The 21,275-nt window shown below is 64.6% G+C and carries 21 protein-coding genes; 4 read left to right on the forward strand and 17 right to left on the reverse strand.

The genetic code is table 11. The features are described from left to right. The first annotated feature begins 202 nt into the window (after positions 1-202). Positions 203-1,108 carry a 3-methyl-2-oxobutanoate hydroxymethyltransferase gene (gene panB, locus DAD99_RS01030; RefSeq protein ID WP_193339987.1) on the forward strand — a complete coding sequence of 302 codons (906 nt, stop codon included), beginning with the start codon at positions 203-205 and terminating at the stop codon, positions 1,106-1,108. A 64-nt stretch (positions 1,109-1,172) separates the two neighbouring features. On the opposite strand, the gene DAD99_RS01035 is transcribed toward panB, so the two are convergent. Beyond that, on the reverse strand, positions 1,173-1,337 hold the full coding sequence (locus DAD99_RS01035; protein WP_185263240.1) for an SPOR domain-containing protein: 165 nt from the start codon (positions 1,335-1,337) through the stop codon (positions 1,173-1,175). A gap of 120 nt (positions 1,338-1,457) precedes the next feature. Between DAD99_RS01035 and map the strand changes: the two genes are divergently transcribed. Both map and ppgK read left to right on the forward strand, forming a co-directional pair. Continuing rightward, on the forward strand, positions 1,458-2,336 hold the full coding sequence (map, locus tag DAD99_RS01040) for a type I methionyl aminopeptidase (protein WP_193339988.1): 879 nt from the start codon (positions 1,458-1,460) through the stop codon (positions 2,334-2,336). Between the two features lie 56 nt (positions 2,337-2,392). Next, a complete protein-coding gene (gene ppgK, locus DAD99_RS01045) occupies positions 2,393-3,196 on the forward strand; it encodes a polyphosphate--glucose phosphotransferase (protein ID WP_185263238.1) in 804 nt (267 codons plus the stop codon). 78 nt (positions 3,197-3,274) lie between these two features. Here the strand turns inward: ppgK and nrdR are convergent, their stop codons facing one another. The 3 genes from nrdR to DAD99_RS01060 form a co-directional block, all read right to left on the reverse strand. Further along, a complete protein-coding gene (nrdR, locus tag DAD99_RS01050) occupies positions 3,275-3,781 on the reverse strand; it encodes a transcriptional regulator NrdR (protein ID WP_193339989.1) in 507 nt (168 codons plus the stop codon). A gap of 151 nt (positions 3,782-3,932) precedes the next feature. Then, positions 3,933-5,309, reverse strand: coding sequence for a histidinol dehydrogenase (hisD, locus tag DAD99_RS01055; RefSeq protein WP_193339990.1), 1,377 nt, complete (start codon positions 5,307-5,309; stop codon positions 3,933-3,935). Positions 5,310-5,318: 9 nt separating this feature from the next. Further along, positions 5,319-5,852, reverse strand: a complete 534-nt coding sequence (locus DAD99_RS01060) for a hypothetical protein (protein ID WP_193339991.1) — start codon at positions 5,850-5,852, stop codon at positions 5,319-5,321. 158 nt (positions 5,853-6,010) lie between these two features. Between DAD99_RS01060 and DAD99_RS01065 the strand changes: the two genes are divergently transcribed. Next, the gene (locus DAD99_RS01065; RefSeq protein WP_193339992.1) at positions 6,011-6,508 is read left to right on the forward strand and encodes a flavin reductase family protein; all 498 of its coding nucleotides are present in this window, start codon (positions 6,011-6,013) and stop codon (positions 6,506-6,508) included. 10 nt (positions 6,509-6,518) lie between these two features. On the opposite strand, the gene dnaE is transcribed toward DAD99_RS01065, so the two are convergent. From dnaE to ftsW, 13 genes are all read right to left on the reverse strand, one after another. Beyond that, entirely contained in the window at positions 6,519-10,076 is a 3,558-nt protein-coding gene (gene dnaE, locus DAD99_RS01070; protein WP_193339993.1) for a DNA polymerase III subunit alpha, read from the reverse strand. A gap of 50 nt (positions 10,077-10,126) precedes the next feature. Beyond that, a complete protein-coding gene (locus tag DAD99_RS01075) occupies positions 10,127-11,053 on the reverse strand; it encodes an RluA family pseudouridine synthase (RefSeq protein WP_193339994.1) in 927 nt (308 codons plus the stop codon). After that, the gene (lspA, locus tag DAD99_RS01080; RefSeq protein ID WP_193339995.1) at positions 11,046-11,636 is read right to left on the reverse strand and encodes a signal peptidase II; all 591 of its coding nucleotides are present in this window, start codon (positions 11,634-11,636) and stop codon (positions 11,046-11,048) included. Before lspA ends, DAD99_RS01075 begins: the two co-directional genes overlap by 8 nt. Before the next feature lie 93 nt (positions 11,637-11,729). Continuing rightward, complete coding sequence (locus DAD99_RS01085; protein ID WP_185263230.1) at positions 11,730-12,425, reverse strand: DivIVA domain-containing protein; 696 nt, start codon at positions 12,423-12,425, stop codon at positions 11,730-11,732. Between the two features lie 177 nt (positions 12,426-12,602). Then, a complete protein-coding gene (locus DAD99_RS01090; protein ID WP_193339996.1) occupies positions 12,603-12,890 on the reverse strand; it encodes a YggT family protein in 288 nt (95 codons plus the stop codon). 120 nt (positions 12,891-13,010) lie between these two features. Then, positions 13,011-13,541, reverse strand: a complete 531-nt coding sequence (locus DAD99_RS01095) for a cell division protein SepF (protein WP_056342219.1) — start codon at positions 13,539-13,541, stop codon at positions 13,011-13,013. An 88-nt stretch (positions 13,542-13,629) separates the two neighbouring features. Continuing rightward, positions 13,630-14,370, reverse strand: a complete 741-nt coding sequence (locus DAD99_RS01100; protein ID WP_193339997.1) for a YggS family pyridoxal phosphate-dependent enzyme — start codon at positions 14,368-14,370, stop codon at positions 13,630-13,632. Then, on the reverse strand, positions 14,363-15,052 hold the full coding sequence (locus DAD99_RS01105) for a polyphenol oxidase family protein (protein ID WP_193339998.1): 690 nt from the start codon (positions 15,050-15,052) through the stop codon (positions 14,363-14,365). The genes DAD99_RS01100 and DAD99_RS01105 overlap by 8 nt, the downstream gene beginning before the upstream one ends. Before the next feature lie 8 nt (positions 15,053-15,060). Next, positions 15,061-16,293, reverse strand: coding sequence for a cell division protein FtsZ (ftsZ, locus tag DAD99_RS01110; protein WP_111906923.1), 1,233 nt, complete (start codon positions 16,291-16,293; stop codon positions 15,061-15,063). Positions 16,294-16,479: 186 nt separating this feature from the next. Then, positions 16,480-17,409 carry a cell division protein FtsQ/DivIB gene (locus DAD99_RS01115; protein ID WP_193339999.1) on the reverse strand — a complete coding sequence of 310 codons (930 nt, stop codon included), beginning with the start codon at positions 17,407-17,409 and terminating at the stop codon, positions 16,480-16,482. Beyond that, the gene (murC, locus tag DAD99_RS01120; RefSeq protein ID WP_193340000.1) at positions 17,402-18,778 is read right to left on the reverse strand and encodes a UDP-N-acetylmuramate--L-alanine ligase; all 1,377 of its coding nucleotides are present in this window, start codon (positions 18,776-18,778) and stop codon (positions 17,402-17,404) included. The genes DAD99_RS01115 and murC overlap by 8 nt, the downstream gene beginning before the upstream one ends. Then, positions 18,775-19,875 carry an undecaprenyldiphospho-muramoylpentapeptide beta-N-acetylglucosaminyltransferase gene (murG, locus tag DAD99_RS01125; RefSeq protein ID WP_193340001.1) on the reverse strand — a complete coding sequence of 367 codons (1,101 nt, stop codon included), beginning with the start codon at positions 19,873-19,875 and terminating at the stop codon, positions 18,775-18,777. The genes murC and murG overlap by 4 nt, the downstream gene beginning before the upstream one ends. 6 nt (positions 19,876-19,881) lie before the next feature. Next, complete coding sequence (gene ftsW, locus DAD99_RS01130) at positions 19,882-21,273, reverse strand: putative lipid II flippase FtsW (protein ID WP_227007480.1); 1,392 nt, start codon at positions 21,271-21,273, stop codon at positions 19,882-19,884. Positions 21,274-21,275: the final 2 nt, after the last annotated feature.

The raw sequence follows: 21,275 nt of genomic DNA on the forward strand, positions 1-21,275 counted from the left end.
AGTTCACCATTACTTTACTAAGCAATCGGCTCCAATGCGGGCGACCGCACCGCGCGTAACACAGCGTTAACACGGCAGCCCCGCCGGCCGAGCCCGCAGGTGGCAAATATGCCCTCGCCGGGCACTTGAATATGACACGGATCACGGTCCGTTGGCCCGTCTGCGGTGGCTAGGACTGCCCGTGCCGCATTACGCTCTTGCCATGGACTCCACCAATAGCTCTGAGTCAAGCGCGTCCGCTGAAGTACGCGCCCCCTACGGAACCGGACCTGCACCGGTGCAGGCACCGTCGTCGGAAATTAACGCGAAGCCCGCACCCAGAGTGCGCATTCACCACCTGCAGCAGGCCAAGCGGGACGGTAATCGCTTCGCCATGCTGACCGCCTATGAGCAGTACAGCGCGGAGATCTTCGACCAGGCCGGCATCGAGGTCCTCCTGGTGGGCGATTCGGCATCCAACAACGTTTTCGGCAACGAGACCAGCCTGCCCGTCACGGTGGATGAACTCCTCCCTCTCTGCCGCGCCGTGGCGCGGTCCGCCAAGCGCGCCCTGGTGGTGGCAGACCTGCCGTTCGGCAGTTACGAAGTTTCGGCGCAGCAGGGTGTCGAAACAGGCGTCCGGTTCCTCAAGGAAGGGCTGGCCCACGCCGTCAAAATCGAGGGCGGAAAATACTACGCGGAAACCGTCCGCGCCATGGTCCAGGCCGGCGTCCCGGTCATGGCCCATATCGGCTTCACCCCCCAGAGTGAACACGCGCTGGGCGGCTACCGGGTCCAGGGCCGCGGGGAGGATGCGCAGCGCCTGATTGACGACGCGGTGGCGCTGGTAGAGGCGGGGGCGTTCGCCGTCCTGATGGAAATGGTTCCGGCGGACACGGCAGCCGCCGTTGACGCGGCGGTCAGCGTGCCGACGGTCGGGATCGGCGCCGGCAATGCCACTACCGGGCAGGTGCTGGTGTGGCAGGACATGGCCGGGTTCCGCGGCGGCAGGATGGCGAAGTTCGTCAAACAGTACGCCGACCTGCGCACGGCGCTCAGTGACGCGGCGAAGGCGTACGGCGACGAGGTCCGAACAGGTGCGTTCCCCGGCCCGGAACACTCTTTCTAGGCCACGGCGGGACGCGGGGCCGTTCTGGGCGCTGGCACGTCACGGGCCGGCAGATGAGTGCGGTTCAGTCGTCATCGCCCTTTTCCCACGACTCATTCCGGGCCCGGACCTTTTCGAGGGCGTGTTCGGCCTCTTCCCGCGTTTTGTAGGGGCCGATCAGCTGGCTCCAGTCCGAGAGTGCGTCTTCTTCCACCTCGTGGGTGTTCACGTTGTACCAGTACTCAGTCATCGGTGCTCCTCGTTCCGGCTGGCGGAGGCCCGGCCGTGATCCACGTAACTTAAACGTCGATGCGGACAGCTTGGGGCTCCCAGTTACTTGGCCTAATGCGGTGCCTTATATGATCAATCTATGCCTTCCCTAGCCTCGACTGCACCCACCGGCACCCTTACCCGGGGAACCGTAAGTCCGCAGCTCCCCGTTCCAGCGTCCATCACGCGCCCGGAATACGTGGGCAAGCCCGGCCCGGCCAAGTTCACCGGCTCCGAAATCAAGTCCGCCGAGACCGTAGAGAAAATCCGGATCGCCAGCCGGATCGCCGCACAGGCCATCGTTGAGGTGGGCAACCACATCAGGCCCGGTGTGACCACCGACCAGCTGGACAAGGTGGGTCACGAATTCCTGCTGGACCACAAGGCCTACCCGTCCACACTGGGCTACCGCGGGTTCCCGAAATCCCTGTGCTCGTCGCTGAATGAAGTGATCTGCCACGGCATCCCGGACAGCACCGTCGTCCGGGACGGCGACATCCTAAATATCGACATCACGGCATTTATTAACGGGGTACACGGCGACACGAACCACACCTTCCTGGTGGGCGACGTGGACGACGAATCGCGCCTGCTGGTGGAGCGCACCCGGGAATCCCTCAACCGCGCCGTCAAAGCAGTGGCCCCCGGCCGGGAGATCAACGTGATCGGCCGCGCCATCCAGTCCTACGCCAAGCGGTTCGGCTACGGCGTGGTGCGGGACTTCACCGGCCATGGCGTCGGCGAAGCGTTCCATACGGGCCTGATCATCCCGCACTATGATGCGGCGCCGGCCTACAACACCGTGATCGAGACCGGCATGGTGTTCACCATCGAACCCATGCTGACACTCGGCACCATCGAATGGGACATGTGGGAAGACGACTGGACAGTTGTCACCCGGGACCACAAGCGGACCGCCCAGTTTGAGCACACCCTGCTGGTAACAGAGTCCGGCGCCGAAATCCTCACGCTCCCCTGAAATTTCCCGGTCAGCCGTCCGGCCGACCAGCCCGCCCAGCCACGAACGGAACAACATTGGCCAAGAAGGACGAGAAGTCGCACAAGAACGCCCCGCTGATCGGCATTGACATCGGCGGCACGGGAATCAAGGGCGGCATCGTCGACCTGAAAAAAGGCAAGCTCCTGGGGGAACGGTTCCGCGTGCCTACGCCCCAGCCCGCCACCCCTGACGCCGTAGCGGACGTTGTGGCGCAGGTGGTTGCCGAGCTTTCAAGCCGCCCGGAGGCTCCGGCCGCCGACTCGCCCGTGGGGGTCACCTTCCCTGGCATCATCCAGCATGGCGTGGTCCATTCGGCGGCTAACGTTGACAAAAGCTGGCTCAACACCGACATTGACGCGTTGCTCACCGCACGGCTTGGCCGCCCGGTGGAGGTCATCAACGACGCCGACGCCGCCGGACTGGCGGAAGCCCGTTATGGCGCGGGCAAGGGCGTGGACGGAACTGTCCTGGTCATCACCTTGGGCACCGGAATCGGCTCGGCATTCATCTTCGACGGACGGCTCGTCCCCAACGCGGAACTGGGGCACCTGGAGATCGACGGCTTTGACGCCGAAAGCAAGGCCTCAGCGGTGGCCCGTGAACGGGACGGACTGACCTGGGAGGAATACAGCGTGCTGCTGCAGCGCTACTTCTCCCACGTGGAATTCCTCTTCTCGCCTGAACTGTTCATCGTGGGCGGCGGCATCTCCAAGCGCGCCGACGAATACCTGCCGCACATGAAACTGCGGACCCCGATTGTGCCGGCCGAACTCAAGAATGAGGCCGGGATTGTCGGCGCGGCCGTCGAAATTGCCGTGAAGCACAAGCTCACAAAATAACCGGTGGCTGACCGGCGCCCGAGGGGCAGCCGGTGCCGGTGGTGGCGGCGGCTTCCCCTCCGCGGCCACCACCGGAGTTTACAGGGGGCTCTTTTCGGAGCTCTTGGCGGCCGCCGCCGTGCGTTGCGTGCCTTCTCCCACTGATTCATGGCGGAGCAGTGCAATGGCGGTCTCGAAATCCTCCAGGGATTCGAACGCCTGGTACACGCTCGCAAAGCGAAGGTAGGCCACCTGGTCAAGCTTCTGCAGCGGACCAAGGATGATCAGGCCAACTTCATGGGCGTCGATTTCGGCCGCGCCAGAGGCACGGATCTGCTCCTCCACCTCCTGGGCCAGGAGCGCCAGGTCATCTTCGCTGACCGGCCTGCCCTGGCATGCCTTACGCACGCCGTTGATAACCTTGCTGCGGCTGAAGGGTTCACCCACTCCGGAGCGTTTGATCACCGAAAGGCTGGTGGTTTCCACGGTGGTAAACCTGCGGCCGCATTCCGGGCACTGCCGGCGGCGGCGGATGGCCGAGCCGTCATCGGCCATGCGGCTGTCCACGACGCGGGAGTCCGGATTGCGGCAAAATGGACAGTACATGGTGTCCCCTCCCTCGATGTCTTCCGGCGCCGATGTTTCCGGCCCCGGCAGACCTCTCCGTCCCTCAGTTTACGACTACATGTTGCGGAATAACAATCCTGTAATTACCACATGTAGTGGTGCCTGCAGCATGCGCCGCAGACCGTCTGTATCAGCGGGCATGACGGAAGCGTGCCGTGACAGCTTCACCGTGCGCCGGCAGGTCCTCGGCGCCGGACAGGCTCACAATGTGGCCGCTGACTTCCTGCAGCGCGGCGCGGCTGTAGTTAATGACCTGGATGGCGCGCAGGAAGGTGGTCACGTTCAGACCCGAGGAGAACGCCGCCGTCCCGCTGGTGGGCAGGACGTGGTTGGAGCCGGCGCAGTAGTCGCCCAGGCTGACAGGACTATAGTCCCCCACAAAGATCGCGCCGGCGTTCCGGATCCGGGCAGCTACCGCCGGCGCATCCGCGGTCATGATTTCAAGGTGTTCAGCAGCGTAGGCGTCGCATGCGGCGATGCCTTGTTCCAGGTCCTCCACCAGGACCACTCCCGACTGCGGGCCGGACAGCGCCTCACATACGCGCGCGGAGTGCTTGGTGCCGGCCGCCTGCCGGTCCAGTTCGATGCGGACTGCCGCGGCAAGGTCATCCGAGTCCGTGATGAGCACGGAAGCCGCCTGGGGGTCATGCTCCGCCTGGCTGATCAGGTCTGATGCCACGAGGTCAGGTTGCGCCGTTGAATCAGCCAGAATGGCGATTTCGGTGGTTCCCGCCTCGGAATCGATGCCCACCACACCCTTGACCAGACGCTTCGCCGTCGCCACAAAAATGTTTCCCGGACCCGTGACTACATCAACGGGTTCCAAAGCGGGCCCGGCGTCATTTGCCTCCACGCCGTAGGCGAAGGCAGCGATTGCCTGTGCACCGCCGATCGCGTAGACCTCGTCGATGCCGAGCAGGGCCGCTGCCGCGAGGATGGTGGGGTGCGGGAGGCCGCCGAAATCTTTCTGCGGCGGCGATGCCAGGGCGATGGACTGCACCCCCGCAGCCAGTGCCGGGACAACATTCATGATGACCGACGACGGATAGACGGCAAGGCCACCGGGCACGTACAAACCCACCCGAGAAACCGGAACCCAATTCTGGCTCACCAGCGCGCCATCGCCGAGTTCAACGTCGAGATCACGCGGCCGCTGCCCGTCCGCGAAGCGCCGGGCGCGGCTGATGGATTCTTCCAGCGCGCCGCGGACCGCCGGATCCAGCTCCGCCAGCGCCCGGGCCAGGGATGCTGACGGGACCCGCGGGTGGATCTGCTGGACTCCGTCGAAACGGAATGCCAGGTCGCTGAGGGCGGCAAAGCCGTCCGTCCGGACGGCCTTGATGATGTCCAGTACCTTTTGTTCCGCATCCGCCACGGTGTGCTGCCGCGCCCGGGGAACGGCGGCGCGCAAACCGGCGAGGGTCAGACCCTTGCCGCGAAGGTCGACTGTCCGGAAGCTGACAGCGGCGGCAGCGGGTGTGGCTGGAAATTCAGGAGAAATGGTCACCGGTCCATTTTACGCGCCGGGCGCACTGCCTTCGGCTACCGGCGTGCCCGCGATCCCGGGCCCGCTCTTGAGCAGGTTCACCAGGCTTAGGACAAACACGGACGCGGCAGTCGCGGCCGGCCACAAAATAAGCACGGGCAGAGACCGGAGCGAGAACGCGACGCTGGCATTGACCGACGTGTCTGCGGGTCCGCCCCACAGCTGGCCCGCAAGGACGCCGGTCAGCCACGCGATCAGGGCCCCGCCCAATCCGCCGGCCAGGCCCAGGAGAAAGGCCGCCTGCGCATCGCGGCCGCCCTTATCGGCCAGGAACACGGCGACCAGGCACCCTGCGAACACACAAAGTCCAGCAAGGGTGAGGTCCCTGGGCAGCCATACGTCCGGATTGGTCCCGGCTGTCAGGGCGGGGTCGCGCGTGATCAGGTTCAAGCCACCTGGGGCAAGCAGCCACCACAACAGGCCGACAGGAACACCACCGGCAGCAGCAGCGGCAAAGCATTTCCACGGCAGCCGGGCGGACCGGCGGCTGATGTGTTCTCTCATGAAACAAACCTTAACAAATCTCGGCGTGTCCGGTCAGATGACGTGGGCAGTCTTGACAGATGACGTGCCGGGCCCAGCGATTGCTCGCTGTCCGGCGGGGACTAATACCCTTAAGGAAGAGTCCATTTCAGCCTGCTTTCCAGGGAGCAAATTTTACGATGACAGACAAAACGCCGTTCGAGGGCACTTTCAAGGAAATGTTCCGGCGGCATGCGGCGGGGGTCGCCATCATCACCGTGAACTACCAGGGCGAGCCCTACGGCTTCACCGCCACGTCCGTGGCGTCACTTTCCGCACAGCCGCCGCGGTTCACGTTCAATATGGCCCGCAGTTCAAGTTCCTGGCCGGCCGTGGCCAACGCCACCCACCTCGGTGTCCACATGCTGGGCCTGGAAAACCAGGCGCTAGCAGACCGTTTCGCGCGCACCAGGGACAGGTTCGGCGGGGACCACTGGAAACTTGGCCCGCACGAGGTCCCGATCCTCAAAGACGTCGCCGGCTGGCTGATTGGTAAGATCCAGATGCGGCTCTCCTTCGAGAACAATGCCGTGGTGGTTGTCGAGGTTGTGGACGGCGAAGTGGGCGACGACGGCTCGCCGCTCCTGTACCACGCCGGCGGCTATGGCCAGCCGGTCCCCCTGGACTACCAGATCTGATTACCGGAACCTAGTTATCCAGGCAGGTTGGGCCCAGGAGCACCTTCAGGTCACCGAACAGTGACGGACTGGGGTTGACCCTGAGATGGACGGGCAGCCCCATGACTTCCGTCCGGGTGTCACCCTGCAGGTGCAGCCTGACTTCCGAGTTCCCCCGATGGTTCCGAAGGACATCGCCCAGTTCGGTGACAACAGCCTCGGTGGCCTTGTGCGTGGGCATCGAAATGAGCACGGGGCCGTTGGTTCCTTCACTGAGGTCCGGAACGGACAGTTCCATGCAGTTCAGCGCCACGGCACCGTCGTCCCGCCGCTGCAGGCGGCCCTTGACCACGACGATCAGGTCCTCGGCAAGGACCGACGCGATGGGGCCGTAGACCTGGCCGAAGAACATCACCTCCATCGAACCGCCGAGGTCTTCGATTTCGGCCCGGGCATAGGCGTTGCCACTCGCCTTGGCGATCCTGCGGCTGAGCGAGGTGATCATGCCGGAGATGGTGATGATGGCGCCGTCGTGCGGCCCGTCTTCGCCGATGATCGAGGTGATGGACTGGTCCGCGTGCTGGCTGAGGAGTCCTTCCAGGCCTTGCAGCGGGTGGTCTGACACATACAGGCCAAGCATGTCGCGCTCAAAGGAGAGCTTGTCCTTCTTCTCCCATTCCGGCAGGTCGGGGATCTCGATGCTCAGCGACGCTTCGGATTCGGCCTCCTCGAAACCGGCGAAGAGATCGAACTGGCCGATTGCTTCGTTTCGCTTGAGGGTAATCACGGAGTCGATGGCCTCTTCATGGATCATCGCCAGGGCACGCCGGTGGTGGTTGAGGGAATCGAAGGCTCCGGCCTTGATCAGGGATTCAATGGTCCGCTTGTTGCAGACCACCGCGGGGACCTTCATGAGGTAGTCCTTGAAGGACGTGTAGGCGCCTTCCTTCTCGCGCGCGGCCACCATCGCTTCAACGGCATTGACGCCCACGTTGCGGATGGCACCCATGCCGAATCGGATGTCGGTGCCTACGGGAGTGAAGTTAAGCGCGGATTCGTTCACGTCCGGCGGCAGCACGGTGATTCCCATGCGCCGGCATTCGTTGAGGTAGATTGCCGATTTGTCCTTGTCGTCACCGACCGACGTCAGCAGGGCAGCCATGTACTCCGGCGCGAAGTGCGCCTTCAGGTACGCGGTCCAGTAGGAGATCACGCCATACGCGGCCGAGTGGGCCTTGTTGAAAGCGTAGTCGGAGAACGGCAGCAGGATGTCCCACAGGGTCTTCACTGCGGCCATGGAGTAGCCGTTGTCCTGCATGCCCTGGGAGAATCCGGCGAACTGCTTGTCCAGCTCGGATTTCTTCTTTTTGCCCATGGCGCGCCGCAGGATGTCTGCCTGCCCGAGCGAATAGCCGGCGAGTTTCTGGGCTACGGCCATCACCTGCTCCTGATAAACGATCAGGCCGTAGGTCCCGCCAAGGATTTCAGCAAGCGGTTCCTTGAGCTCGGGGTGGATAGGGATGACTTCTTGGATCCCGTTCTTGCGCAGCGCGTAGTCGGTGTGCGCGTTCGCGCCCATCGGACCGGGCCGATAAAGAGCCAGCACGGCGGAGATGTCCTCGAAGTTGTCAGGCTTCATCAGCTTCAGCAGGGACCGCATGGGACCGCCATCAAGCTGGAACACACCCAGGGTGTCGCCCCGGGCCAGCAGTTCATAGGAGGCCACGTCATCCAGGGCCAGGCTGTCCAGGTCCAGGTCCATGCCGCGGTTGAGCTTGATGTTCTCCAGGGCGTCGGAAATGATCGTCAGGTTCCGCAGGCCGAGGAAGTCCATCTTGATCAGCCCCAGGCCCTCACACGTGGGGTAGTCGAACTGCGTGATCACCTGGCCGTCCTGGATACGGCGCATGACCGGGATGACGTCGATGATGGGATCCGAGGACATAATGACGCCAGCAGCGTGCACTCCCCACTGGCGCTTCAGCCCCTCAATGCCGAGGGCAGTCTCGAAGACCTTCGCGGCCTCAGGATCGGTAGCGATCAGCTGGCGGAAGTCACCCGCCTCGCTGTAGCGCTTTGAGTCCTTGTTCTGGATGTCGGCGAGCGGGATGTCCTTGGCCATCACGGCCGGCGGGAGCGCCTTGGTCAGCTGCTCCCCCATGCTGAACGGGTAGCCCAGCACACGGGAGGAGTCCTTCAGCGCCTGCTTGGTTTTGATGGTGCCGTACGTGACAATCATTGCCACGCGCTCGTCGCCGTATTTCCGGGTTACGTAGTCAATGACTTCGGACCGGCGCCGGTCATCGAAGTCAACGTCGAAGTCAGGCATGGACACCCGGTCAGGGTTGAGGAACCGCTCGAAGATCAGACCGTGAAGGAGCGGATCAAGGTCCGTGATTCGCATGGCGTACGCCACCATGGAGCCGGCGCCGGAGCCACGGCCGGGACCGACGCGGATGCCGTTCTTCTTCGCCCAGTTGATGAAGTCGGCCACCACCAGGAAGTATCCCGGGAACCCCATGGAGGTGATGACTTCGAGCTCGTAGTCGGCCTGGGTGCGGACTTTGTCCGGGACACCGCCCGGGTACCGGTATTCCAGTCCCGTGGCAACTTCCTTGACCAGCCAGGATGTCTCGTCCTCACCCGGCGGGCACGGAAACCTCGGCATGTAGTTTGCGCCGGTGTTGAATGAGACATCGCAGCGCTCGGCGATCAGCAGGGTGTTGTCGCAAGCGTCCGGGTGGTCCCTGAACAACTCCCGCATCTCCTGCGGGGATTTGAGGTAGTAGCCGCTGCCCGAGAAAGCGAAGCGAGAGCCGCCGTTGTCATAGGACGGCTCCAGCAGCGTGGAACCTGACTGGATGGCAAGCAGGGCCTCGTGCGCCTTGGCGTCATGTTCGTGCGTGTAGTGAAGGTCGTTGGTGGCCACCAGCGGCAGGTTCAGGTCCTTGGCCAGCCGCAGCAGGTCCCCCGTGACCCGTCGTTCGATGTCCAGGCCGTGGTCCATCAGTTCGCAGAAATAGTTCTCCGCACCGAAAATGTCACGGAATTCCGAGGCGGCTTCCAAGGCCTCGCGGTACTGGCCCAGCCGCAGCCGGGTCTGGACCTCCCCCGAAGGGCAGCCCGTGGTGGCGATCAGGCCCTCGGAGTATGTGTTGAGGAGCTCACGGTCCAAACGCGGCCATTTGCCGAAAACTGCGTCCAGCGAGCCGATGGACGAAGCCCGGAAGAGGTTGCGCATGCCGACGTTGTTGTAGCTCAACAGCGTCATGTGCGTGTAGGAACCACCGCCGGAGATGTCGTCCTTGCGCTGGTGTTCCTCGCCCCAACGGACACGGCTTTTGTCCGTGCGCGCAGTACCGGGGGTTACGTAGGCTTCCACACCGATAATCGGCTTGATCCCCTGGTCCGTGGCGCGCTTCCAGAAATCGAAAGCCCCGAACAGGTATCCGTGGTCGGTGGTGGCCAGTGCCGGCATCCCGAGGCGTTCAGTCTCGTTGAAGAGCTCACCCAGGCGGGCTGCGCCGTCCAACATGGAGTATTCGGTGTGGTTATGGAGATGGACGAACGAGGCATTGCTGGAAGTCACCGCACCATTCTAAGCGCTGGCCGGCCGGCCAAGGCCCAGCGACCCCGCCGCTAGGCTTCCCCCGACTCCAGGACTGCGAGGGCAAAGGACAGATCCTGCGGGTATTCGCTGGTCACGGTGACGCGTTCCCCCGTGGCCGGGTGGTCGAAGCCGAGCTGCCGGGCATGGAGCCATTGCCGGGTCAGGCCCAGGGTGGCGGCGAGCCGAGGATCCGCCCCGTAGGTAAGGTCTCCGGCGCATGGGTGCCGCAACGCCGAAAAGTGGACACGGATCTGGTGTGTGCGCCCGGTCTCAAGGTGCACCTCCACCAGGGTGGCCTTGCCAAACGCCTCCAACACCTCATAGTGCGTGATCGACGGCCTGCCGTCTTCGATCACGGCAAAGCGCCAGTCGTGTCCGGGGTGGCGCCCGATTGGCGCGTCGATAGTGCCCTCCAGCGGGTCCGGGAGCCCCTGGACCACCGCGTGGTAGACCTTGTCCACGGTGCGCTCCTTGAAGGCCCGCTTCAGGGCCGTATAGGCGCGCTCCGTTTTGGCCACCACCATTACCCCGGACGTGCCGACGTCGAGCCGGTGCACGATCCCCACCCGCTCGGGGGAACCGGACGTCGAGATCCGGAATCCGGCCCCGGCGAGACCGCCAACCACGGTGGGGCCTACCCAGCCGGGGGAAGGATGCGCGGCAACGCCCACTGGCTTGTCCACAACAACAAATTCGTCGTCGTCCAGCAGGATTTTCAGGCCTTCCACAACTTCCTCCACCACTTCGAGCGGGTCCCGTCGTTCAGGCACCGTCACTTCCAGGACATCGCCGGTAACCAACCGCGCGGACTTGCCGAGCTTCTTGCCGCGGCTCACCACGTTGCCCTCGGCGATGAGGGTCGCGGCCATCGACCGGGAAATCCCCATCAGCTTGGCGAGCCCGGCGTCCGCCCGTGTTCCGCCGACTTCGTCGGCGACTACCACACGCTCAGACACCGTCCGTGTCCTTCGGCTGGGCTGCCTCTTTCCGTGGCGCTGTGACGTGCCGTGAGCCATCAAGGGCGGTCCCCCGCAACGTCAGGATGCAGATGATGACCACTGCTGAAACCACGGCGGAATCGGCGATGTTGAAGATCGCAAAATTCGGCAGTTGGATGAAGTCCACCACATGCCCCATGCCGAACGAGGGCTCCCGGAAGAGCCTGTCCGTCAGGTTGCCCAGGGCTCCGCCCAGGAGAAGTCCCAGTGCCAGCGACCACCAGGCCGAGCCCAGCTTGCGCACCTGGAACAGGATGGCGATGGCGACGCCGGCCATGATGATGGAGAACACCCAGGTGACATTTTCACCGATCGAAAATGCGGCTCCGGAATTTCGGATGAAGTACCAGTGCAGGAGCGGCGGCAGCACCGGGATACGTTCACCCTCCACCATCGAGGACGTCACCCACAGTTTTGTCAGCTGGTCCAGTACGTACGCAAAGACGGCGAAGCCGGCGAAGAGCGAGAGCAGGAGTGCCTGCCGGGGGCGGGCCGATGAGGGAGAAGGGTTTGCGGCGTCAGCGGCGAGGTGGTCAGTCATGGTGCTTTCATTTTGTGAAACCGATGTTAAATCCCAAAAACCGGCAGCCGAGGAATCCTCAGCCACCGGTTCTCAGAATACGTGCTTGGCGGACTAGTTCGCTTCAACCTCGGGGGCCGCTACGGAACCGCGGGCGTCAAGGTCGCGAAGCTGGCCTTCAATGTAGGCCTTCAGGCGTGAGCGGTAGTCGCGTTCGAAGCCGCGGAGCTGCTCTACCTTGCGTTCCAGGACGGAGCGCTGCTGCTCGAGGGCACCGAGGATCTTCCGGGACTTCTCCTGGGCATCGTTGACCAGGCTGCTGGCCTCAATCTGGGCCTCGGCGATGATCTTGTCCTTCTGGGACTGACCGTCGGCGACGTGACGGTCGTGCATCTGCTGCGCCATGGCGAGCAGTCCTGCTGCGGACTCGGCCGAAACCGTGCTTCCAGCGGCTGCGGCGGGCGCAGCCGCTGGAACGGCGGCAACAGGTGCGGCCGGCTCGGCTTCCTTCTTCTTGGCAGCGTCGGGAGTTTTAGTCTCGACTTCAGCCTTCGCCGGGGACTCAACTTTGTCAGCCTTGACGGGGGCGGGAACCTTCTCGACCACGGGGGCGGACGCAGCGGAGCTGGCCGGCACGCCGGAACCTGATTCTGCAAGCTTCTTGCGGAGCTCGTCGTTCTCCTGGTTCAGGCGCCTGAGTTCCACAACGATCTCGTCCAGGAAGTCGTCAACTTCATCCTGGTCGTAGCCTTCGCGGAACTTGGTCGGCTGAAAGCGCTTGTTGACAACGTCTTCTGGCGTCAAAGCCATCTGGTCACCTCATTGGTCTAGTTAGTCAGTAGGCCTTCCGGCCGTCAAAACTACGGTACCTAAATATTGTCTGGTTCCTCTAATTCAACACTGAGTGTCAAACCGGAGATTTCTTCGCGGCTCAGAGGGAGTTCCAATTGCAGGAACTCCGCCCGCTCTGCTAGGTCTTGTCGAAGATTACGCGAAACCCCTGGTGACCGCCATCGCGATGCTGACGCCGATGAACAGGACCAGGAACCCGAGGTCCAAGGTCACCCCTCCGAGCCTCAACGGCGGGATCAGCCTACGGAGCCCCTTCAGCGGCGGATCGGTGATCGAATACACAGTGTGGGCCGCCACAAGGGCGATACCACGCGGACGCCATCCCTTGGCAAACATCTGGACCCAGTCAAAAACCAGCCGGATGATCAACGCCACGAAGAACAGCAAAAGGGCGATATAGACAAGTCCGAAAATAATTCCCATGACTTAACTCATATCTCCATGTCCATTCCCGATACCGCGGTGCCTTGCCAATGTTTCTTGTCTATTTCAGCACAGATGCCAGACAGGTGTACCTGTCTGGCATCTGGAATATGCTCAGGGCTAACTTTGATTGAAGAAGCTGGCCTGGGTCTCGCTGACCTTTTTGTCATCGCCAATGACTTCAATGTACGACGGCGACAGCAGGAAAACCTTGTTGGTGACGCGTTCGATGCTGCCCCGGAGTCCGAAAACCAGACCGGCCGAGAAGTCGACGAGACGCTTGGCGTCCGCTTCGCCCATGTCGGTCACGTTCATAATGACCGGGATGCCGTCCCGGAAACTCTCACCGATGAGCTTGGCGTCGTTGTAGGACCGCGGGTGGATCGTGGTGATCTGCCGAAGCCCGGACGGTTCTTCGCGGCTCGAGGCCGCACGCTTGATGGGGGTCACTGGTGCGCGGTATTCCTCTTCGGGGGCGTGAGATGACTCGCGGCTGACATCGCGGACGGGTGCCGGTGCACGGCGTTCCTCGCGGTCAACTTCCATCGAATCGTCCTCGTCCTTACGTGTTGTGGTGTGCTCGGACTCGTAGTGTTCATCGCCATCGGCGAGCCCAAGATAGATCATTGTCTTGCGCAGAGCGCCGGCCATGGTCGACTCCTAATCGTGTCCGTAGGCGGGCCGCCCAATGACTTGACAGCCTTGAATCCCCCGCCACTCACTTCCTATGGGTTCGACGCTACCCCACGTCAGGACGCGATCCGAGAATATCGGAACCGATCCGCAGGTGTGTCGCACCGAAACGGATGGCCGCTTCCAGGTCCTGGCTCATGCCGGCCGAGATGGCCGTTGCGCCGGGATGCTCGGCCACCAAGCGCATCGAGATGGCTGCCAGCTTTTCGAAAGCTGCAGCCGGGCCGGTGCCCAACGGGGCGACGGCCATAACACCCGCCAGTTCCAGTCCTGCCGCAGCCGCCAACCGCTCGGCCAGGAGCGGCACCTCCGCCGCAGCCGCGCCGCCGCGGTGGGTGCCGGCGTCGTCGTCGAGGCTGACTTGGATGAAGCATTCCAGGGCTCCCCGGCCCGTCCGCTCCTGTTCCACCGCCATGGCGCGCTCCAGGCCATCCACCAAGGCCAGCCGGTCCACCGAATGGAGCGCGTGGGAATATTTGGCCACGGATTTCGCTTTTTTGCTCTGCAACTGCCCGACGAAGTGCCAGTTGAGGCCGAGGCCCGCCAGTTCGGCCGCCTTCGAAGAGGCTTCCTGATCCCGGTTCTCGCCGACGTCGCGGACGCCCAGCGCGGCGAGGCGCCTGATATCCGCGGCCGGGTGGAACTTGGTGACCACAATCAGCGTGGGCCGTTCCCCCGCCCGGCCTGAATCCTGGACGGCGGCTTCAATGCGACGCTGCACGGCGGCGAGGCGTTCCGCCAGATCAGCCATCCGCGCCGGGTTGTCCTCCACTACATCCTCATTCATGCGACCACACCAGTCCGGCAAAGCGCCCGGTGGTGCGGGACCTGCGGTAGGAGAAAAGATCGTCGGACTCGAGCGTGCACGGGCCCGCATATTCAATGACAACCCCGGCTGCTTCAAGCTGGCTTTTCGCCCCCGCCGGGAGATCAAGTGCCGGTGTGCCCCAGGATGTGGCGGCCCACGTTGCAGGCACCTTCGCTGCCACGTGGCCGCGCAGGTCCGCGGGCACTTCATAGCAGCGTCCGCAGATTGACGGGCCCAGCCAGGCGCGGATGCCGGTGGCCCCGGCTGAGCGCATCCGCTCCGCTGCCGCCGGGAGAATTCCGTTTTCTATCCCCGGCCGGCCTGCGTGCACGGCGGCGAGGACCGGACCGCCCGGCCCCTGACCCACCAGCACCGCGGGGATGCAGTCGGCCACCATGACCGCCAGCGGCAGTCCCCGCGACACCATGGCGTCGGCGGTTGGCGCCGGCGTGGCCGGCTCCATCATTTCGACGGCTGTGCCGTGGATCTGTTCCATGAACCGGAGGGAACCACGGGTTATGCCGGCCGCGCTCTCCAACGCCTCGCGGCGCTGGAGAACGCCAGCGACGTCGTCCCCGACGTGCAGGGCGAGATTGCCGGCCTGGGTGTCTGTAAACGCCACACTCACGCCAGCAGAGACTTCGGCCCGCCAATAGAACAACCCGGGGCCTACTTCAGGAAGTCGGGGACATCCAGGTCATCGGCGCGGTTCCCCGAGAGGTCCGGCTCCACTACGGAGGGCAGATCGACGTCGAAACCTGAATCGGCGGGGACCGCCGACGGGCGCTGCTGGCCCCAGTTGCTCAGGCCTGACGCCCCGACTCCGGCGTGGACCGGCTGGACGTTGTGCTGGTGGCTACCGCCCGAGGTGGGCGCCTGAGCCGGCGCGGGCGCCGCGGCAGGCCGCTGCGGTGCAACCTGCGGCTGCGACTGGTCCATGGAGGGAGAGGTGGCCTTGACGTCGTCGAAACCGGCTGCGATGACCGTGACACGGGCCTCGTCGCCGAGTGCGTCGTCGATCACGGCACCGAAGATGATGTTGGCTTCGGGGTGGGCCACTTCCTGGACCAGGCGGGCAGCTTCATTGATTTCGAACAGGCCAAGATCTGAACCACCCTGGATGGAGAGCAGGACACCATGGGCGCCGTCGATGGAGGCTTCCAGCAACGGCGACGCAATGGCGAGCTCAGCAGCCTTCACCGCACGGTCTTCACCGCGGGCGGAGCCGATGCCCATCAGCGCGGAGCCCGCGCCCTGCATCACGGACTTGACGTCCGCGAAGTCGAGGTTGATCAGGCCGGGGGTGGTGATGAGGTCCGTGATGCCCTGGACACCGGACAGCAGGACCTGGTCAGCGGAACGGAAAGCGTCCAGGACGGAGACGTTGCGGTCGCTGATGGACAGAAGCCTGTCGTTCGGGATAACGATCAGGGTGTCCACTTCGTCGCGGAGGGCGTCGATGCCCGCCTCTGCAGAACCCGCACGACGGCGGCCCTCAAACGTGAACGGGCGGGTGACAACGCCGATGGTCAGCGCGCCAAGCGAGCGGGCGATGCGGGCGACGACGGGCGCGCCGCCGGTGCCGGTGCCGCCGCCTTCGCCGGCGGTGACGAAGACCATGTCCGCGCCGCGGATGACCTCTTCGATTTCCTCGGCGTGGTCCTCGGCAGCCTGCTTGCCGACCTCCGGGTTCGCACCGGCTCCCAGGCCGCGCGTCAGCTCACGCCCGATGTCGAGCTTGACGTCTGCATCGCTCATCAACAATGCCTGCGCATCGGTGTTGACAGCAATGAATTCGACGCCGCGAAGACCGACCTCGATCATGCGGTTGACTGCGTTCACGCCACCGCCGCCGATGCCGACGACCTTGATGACGGCCAAGTAATTCTGCGGAGCTGCCACGTTACGTGTCCCTTGTTCGTGTCCTATTGCGAAAACTGTGGAGTCGGGCTTGAAGCTTCGAACCTTAACCTTCGAGTTGAAGGTTATAGTTATGTCAAGTAACTCATGTTGGAACGCTATTTCCTATGGTTCGGACATTCAATAACCGGAGCCGCGTGTCGCGGGAATACCGGGTAAATAAAGCGTTCACCGCGTCACCGGATGCCGTGGCGCGCTCACATCGTACACACGGACGGGGTTCTTCGGGTCTGCGGGAACCTTGAGCAAGGCTTCAAGCACTTTGGCCTTGAGCTCCTTCTCCCCCGCATTCCCCCAAATGATGGTCTGGCCGTCCACCAATTTGAGCTCCACGGCATCCACGGACTGCGCGGATGCGTTGGACAGCCTCGACAGCACGTCCAGCGGGAGGGCACCGAGGACCGCTGCAGTGGCCTGGAAAAGGTCCTTGCCGATGGCTCCGGCGCCGCCGTCGATCACGGGCAGGGCAACCCCGGCCGGGTCCGCGGGGCTGGCCAGCACCACGCCGTCCACATCCACCAACTGGTACTGCTCCCCCTGCTTGACCAGTGCCACCGGAATCCGCTCCAGCACCTGGACCACCAATCCTGACGGCGGCCGCGCCTGGGTTGAGACGGATTTAATCTGAACGAGGGGCGCCAGGAGGCGGCTGACCTCCTCATCGCTGATCTGGGGCAGGGGCTTGCCCTTCAGCGGTTCCAGCGCGGCCTGGACCTGCTCCGTCGTGACGAGCCGCGTCCCGGACACCGATACAGTGCCTACGGCAAGGACCGGCGAGAAGATTGCGGCGGCCAGCAGCGCGCAGACCAGCGCCAAGACAATGCCCAGCGTCACCAGGATGTTCCGTTTGCGGCGCTTTCCGGGCGGCTCCGGGAATACCAGCACATTGTCAGTGCCTGCCGGTGCCTTGTCAGGGCCCGCTGGCGCCTCGTCCGCTGACCGCTTGCGGCCGGCGTCCTTCACTTTCTTGCGGCCAGGCAAACAGGGCGTATCCGCTTCCGGGGCGCTTTTGGACGCCGAGATGACCTCCGGTTCCGCTGGCGCGGGTGGCTGCCGCCTGCCCGGTGAAGCGTAGGTAGGCCGGCGCGGACTACCCACCGAGGGCCTGCACTATCTGCGGCCCGTAGGCCGTCACGTCCCCTGCCCCGACGGTCAGGATGATGTCGCCGGGACCGGCCACGTCCGTAAGGGCAGCGACCGCTCTGCCCGACTCCACCAGCCGTCCGCCGGCGGCCAGATGTTCGGCGATGAGCTGGCTGGTGACGCCTGGGATGGGATCTTCGCGCGCGGGGTAGATGTCCAGGACCAGGGCGGTGTCGGCAAGGTTCAGCGCTGCCGCGAACTCCTTGGCAAACTCCCTGGTGCGGGAGAACAGGTGCGGCTGGAACAGGACATGGACGCGGTGCCCGCCGGCCACGGACCGGGCAGCCGCCAGGGCGGCCCGGACCTCGGTGGGATGGTGGGCATAGTCGTCATAGACGCGCACGCCGCGCACCTCCCCTTTCAGTTCAAAACGCCGGGAAGCGCCCGAGAAATGCGCCAGGGCACCTGCGGCAGCTTCGGCGTCGACCCCCAGCTCCAGCGCGACGGCTACGGCGGCGGCGGCGTTCAGCGCGTTGTGTCGGCCCGGGACCTGCAGGTCCAGGGCGACCCGTCCGGCGGGTGAGGAGACCGCAACGTCCCCCGGGCCGCCGTCGTGCAGTACCAGGTCCGACCCGCCCGAGGTGCCGTACAACACCACCCGGGTATTGCCGCGCGCGAGCGTGCGCTCTGCGAGGGCCGCGGCACCCGCGTCATCGGCGCAGGCAATCAGGACCCCGTCGGCCGGGAGCAGCGCCGTAAAGCGGTCGAAGGACTCGTAGACGGCCTCGGCGGTGCCGTAGTGGTCCAGATGGTCGGGCTCGACATTGGTAACCACGGCAATCCTGGGCCTGTAGTTCAGGAAGGACCCGTCGGATTCGTCCGCTTCGGCCACAAAGACCGGTGAGGTGCCGTGGGCGGCATTGACGCCGAGCGCAGGCACGTTGGCGCCAATGGCAAACGACGGATCCACCCCGGCACCCTGGAGCAGGACGGTGATCATGGAGGTGGTGGTGGACTTTCCGTGGGTACCTGCCACAGTCACCACGAGGTCGTCCCCCATGGTGGCCGCCAGCGCCTCCGAGCGGTGCAGCACCGGCAGGCCGGCCGCACGCGCGGCCACGAGTTCGGGGTTGTCCGCACTGATCGCCGAGCCGGCCACCACGGTCTGGGCATCGCCCAGGTTGGCTGTGGCGTATCCCACGGCGATCCTCGCGCCGGCGGCTGCCAGCTCCGCCATGACCGGAAGGTCCTTCGCGTCCGATCCGCTGACGGCGACCCCGCGGGTGACCATAATGCGGGCCACGGCGGACATTCCCACCCCGCCGATGCCGATGAAATGGACGCGGCCCAGGGACTCCTGGCTGCGGATGCTTGCGGGGATCATGCGGATACCGCTTCCAGGACAAGATCAACCATGCGCTGATCGGCGTTTCTGATGCCAAGGCAGCGCGAGCTGGCGGCCATGGTGGCAAGGCGGCCGGGGTCGGTGACCAGGGGAATCAGCTGGCTCGCCACCCACTTCGCGGTGAAGTCCTTATCCTGGACCAGAAGTGCGCCGCCGGCATTCACGAGCCCCGCCGCGTTGAGCGCCTGTTCCCCGTTGCCGATTGGCAGCGGGACAAACACCGCAGGCACTCCGACGGCGGCCACTTCGCAGACGGTGGCTGCGCCGGACCGCGCAAGCAGCACGTCTGCGGCGGCGTACACCTGTTCCATGCCGTCCACGTATTCCACCTGCCGATAGCCCGGTACGGCGAGGGGGCCGCCGTCGGGACCCAAAACCGTCTTGCCGCGGCCGGTGATGTGGAAGGTCTGGATTCCTGCCGCGCCAAGGTCCTGGACGGCGGCAGCCACCCCACGGTTGATGCTTTGGGCCCCGGAGGAACCGCCGGTCACAATCAGGGTGGGTGAGGTGGGATCCAGGCCCAGGGCTTCGCGGGCGGCGGCCCGGGCAGCGTCCCGGTCCAGGCTGGAGATTTCGGTCCGCATGGGCATGCCCACATGGCGGGCGTGGCGCAGGCGGGTGGTGTCGAATGCGGTGGCCACGTGGCATGTCAGGAACGATCCCACCCGGTTGGCCAGGCCTGGCCTGGTGTTGGCTTCGTGGATCACGATGGGGATGCCCCGGCGCCGGGCAGCGAGGTACAGCGGTGTGCAGACGTAGCCGCCGACACCCACCAGGACGTCGGCCGAGGCTTCATCGAGGATGCGTCCGGACTGCCTGACCGCCCCGGCCAGCCGTGCAGGCAGCCTGAGCAGGTCAACGGAAGGTTTCCGCGGAAAGGGCACGCGGTCGATGGTGGCCAGTTCCAGGCCGGCGGCGGGCACCAGCCGGGTTTCCATGCCGGCAGGTGTGCCCACGGCGAGCAGCCTGGCACCGGGCGCAGCCGCACGCAGGGCGGCCGCGATGGCCAGCAGGGGGCTGATGTGGCCGGCGGTTCCGCCGCCCGCCAGGACAATGGACAGGTTCTGGGAAGTCATCTGGAGCTACGTACTCTTTCTTGCGGTTGTTTTGGGGCTGGCGGTTTTTTTGCGGCCGGCGGTGTTGGTGCCAGTTGTTTTGCGGCCGGCAACTGTTCGGCCAGAGGCTCCCCCGGCCTTCCGGGCGCCGAAATTGAGCAGTTTCTTCGGCCGGAGGGCCGGCGCCATCTGATCGCGGGCGAGCGACAGCACCACCCCCACGGCGCAGAGCGACATCAGAAGTGCCGAACCGCCGTAGGAAATGAACGGCAGCGGCACGCCGATCACAGGCATCAGCCCTGTCACAACGGCCATATTGACCGTGGCCTGCCCCAGCAGCCACACCATGATGGTGCCCGCCAGGACCCGGTGGAACATGTCTGCCTGAGCCACCACTACGCGGTAGATGGCGGCCCCGAGGATGGCAAAGAGGACAAGCACGACGACGGTGCCCACGAGGCCGAGTTCCTCGCCAATAATGGCGAAAATGAAGTCGTTGTGGGCTTCCGGGATCCAGCTGTACTTCTGCCGGCTTTGGCCGAGGCCGACGCCGAACCAGCCTCCGGAGGCAAGCCCGTAGAGCCCGTTGGTGGCCTGGTAGTTGGCGTCAATGCCGTCGGCACAGGACTGGCCGGTCCACCACGAGGTGATGCGGCACACGCGGTTTGAGCTGGTGATAGCCATGACAGCTGTGCCGGCTGCGGCCGCCAGGGCGGCGAACCCGAACAGGTACAGCGGTACTCCAGCGAAGAAGAGGGCGGCGGCGGTGATCATCATGATGATCATGGCTGTCCCCAGGTCATTGCCCAGCAGGACCAGGCCGATCACCGCACCCGCGAGCGGCACGGCCGGGATCAGCACGTGGAGCCAGCGCCGCAGCAGCTTCCCCTTCCTGGCCAGGACTGTGGCCATCCACAGCGCCAGTGTCAGCTTGGACGCCTCGGACGGCTGGAAGGTGATGCCGCCGAGGTCGATCCAGTTCTTGTTTCCGTTGACTTCGTCACCGATCAGCTGCACCAGGACCAGGAGGAGAAGGGCCACGCCCAGGCCGGGCCAGGCCAGGCGCTTCAGCCAGACCACGTTGATCCGCGAGAGGACAAACATGGTGAAAATGCCGATAGCCGCGAACATACCCTGCTTGAGGGCGTCGCCGTACGGCGATTTTCCGGCAGCGATGGATTCGACGCTTGAGGCCGACAGCACCATCATGATGCCGATTGCGGTCAGGGCCAGCGTGGAACCAAGGATCAGGTAATACGTTGAGCCGTTCTTGGAAGTACCGGTTCCTTCCAACATCGACCAGAAGGCCCGGTACATGCCCCGGATCCGGTCCGGCACGGTGATGGTGGACTTTAAGGGCGAAGCGGGTTTCCCGGAGTGCGGCCGTGAGTCCGGCGACCGGGTGGGCGTGCTGACCATTG

The organism is Pseudarthrobacter sp. AB1, assembly GCF_014926485.1.
GTDB lineage: Bacteria > Actinomycetota > Actinomycetes > Actinomycetales > Micrococcaceae > Arthrobacter.

Coding starts and splice junctions, on each gene's coding strand:
- panB (WP_193339987.1), top strand. CDS start 203: ATGGACTCCACCAATAGCTCTGAGTCAAGCGCGTCCGCTGAAGTACGC.
- DAD99_RS01035 (WP_185263240.1), bottom strand. CDS start 1,337: ATGACTGAGTACTGGTACAACGTGAACACCCACGAGGTGGAAGAAGAC.
- map (WP_193339988.1), top strand. CDS start 1,458: ATGCCTTCCCTAGCCTCGACTGCACCCACCGGCACCCTTACCCGGGGA.
- nrdR (WP_193339989.1), bottom strand. CDS start 3,781: ATGTACTGTCCATTTTGCCGCAATCCGGACTCCCGCGTCGTGGACAGC.
- DAD99_RS01060 (WP_193339991.1), bottom strand. CDS start 5,852: ATGAGAGAACACATCAGCCGCCGGTCCGCCCGGCTGCCGTGGAAATGC.
- DAD99_RS01065 (WP_193339992.1), top strand. CDS start 6,011: ATGACAGACAAAACGCCGTTCGAGGGCACTTTCAAGGAAATGTTCCGG.
- lspA (WP_193339995.1), bottom strand. CDS start 11,636: ATGACTGACCACCTCGCCGCTGACGCCGCAAACCCTTCTCCCTCATCG.
- DAD99_RS01085 (WP_185263230.1), bottom strand. CDS start 12,425: ATGGCTTTGACGCCAGAAGACGTTGTCAACAAGCGCTTTCAGCCGACC.
- DAD99_RS01090 (WP_193339996.1), bottom strand. CDS start 12,890: ATGGGAATTATTTTCGGACTTGTCTATATCGCCCTTTTGCTGTTCTTC.
- DAD99_RS01095 (WP_056342219.1), bottom strand. CDS start 13,541: ATGGCCGGCGCTCTGCGCAAGACAATGATCTATCTTGGGCTCGCCGAT.
- DAD99_RS01100 (WP_193339997.1), bottom strand. CDS start 14,370: ATGAATGAGGATGTAGTGGAGGACAACCCGGCGCGGATGGCTGATCTG.
- murC (WP_193340000.1), bottom strand. CDS start 18,778: ATGATCCCCGCAAGCATCCGCAGCCAGGAGTCCCTGGGCCGCGTCCAT.
- murG (WP_193340001.1), bottom strand. CDS start 19,875: ATGACTTCCCAGAACCTGTCCATTGTCCTGGCGGGCGGCGGAACCGCC.
- ftsW (WP_227007480.1), bottom strand. CDS start 21,273: ATGGTCAGCACGCCCACCCGGTCGCCGGACTCACGGCCGCACTCCGGG.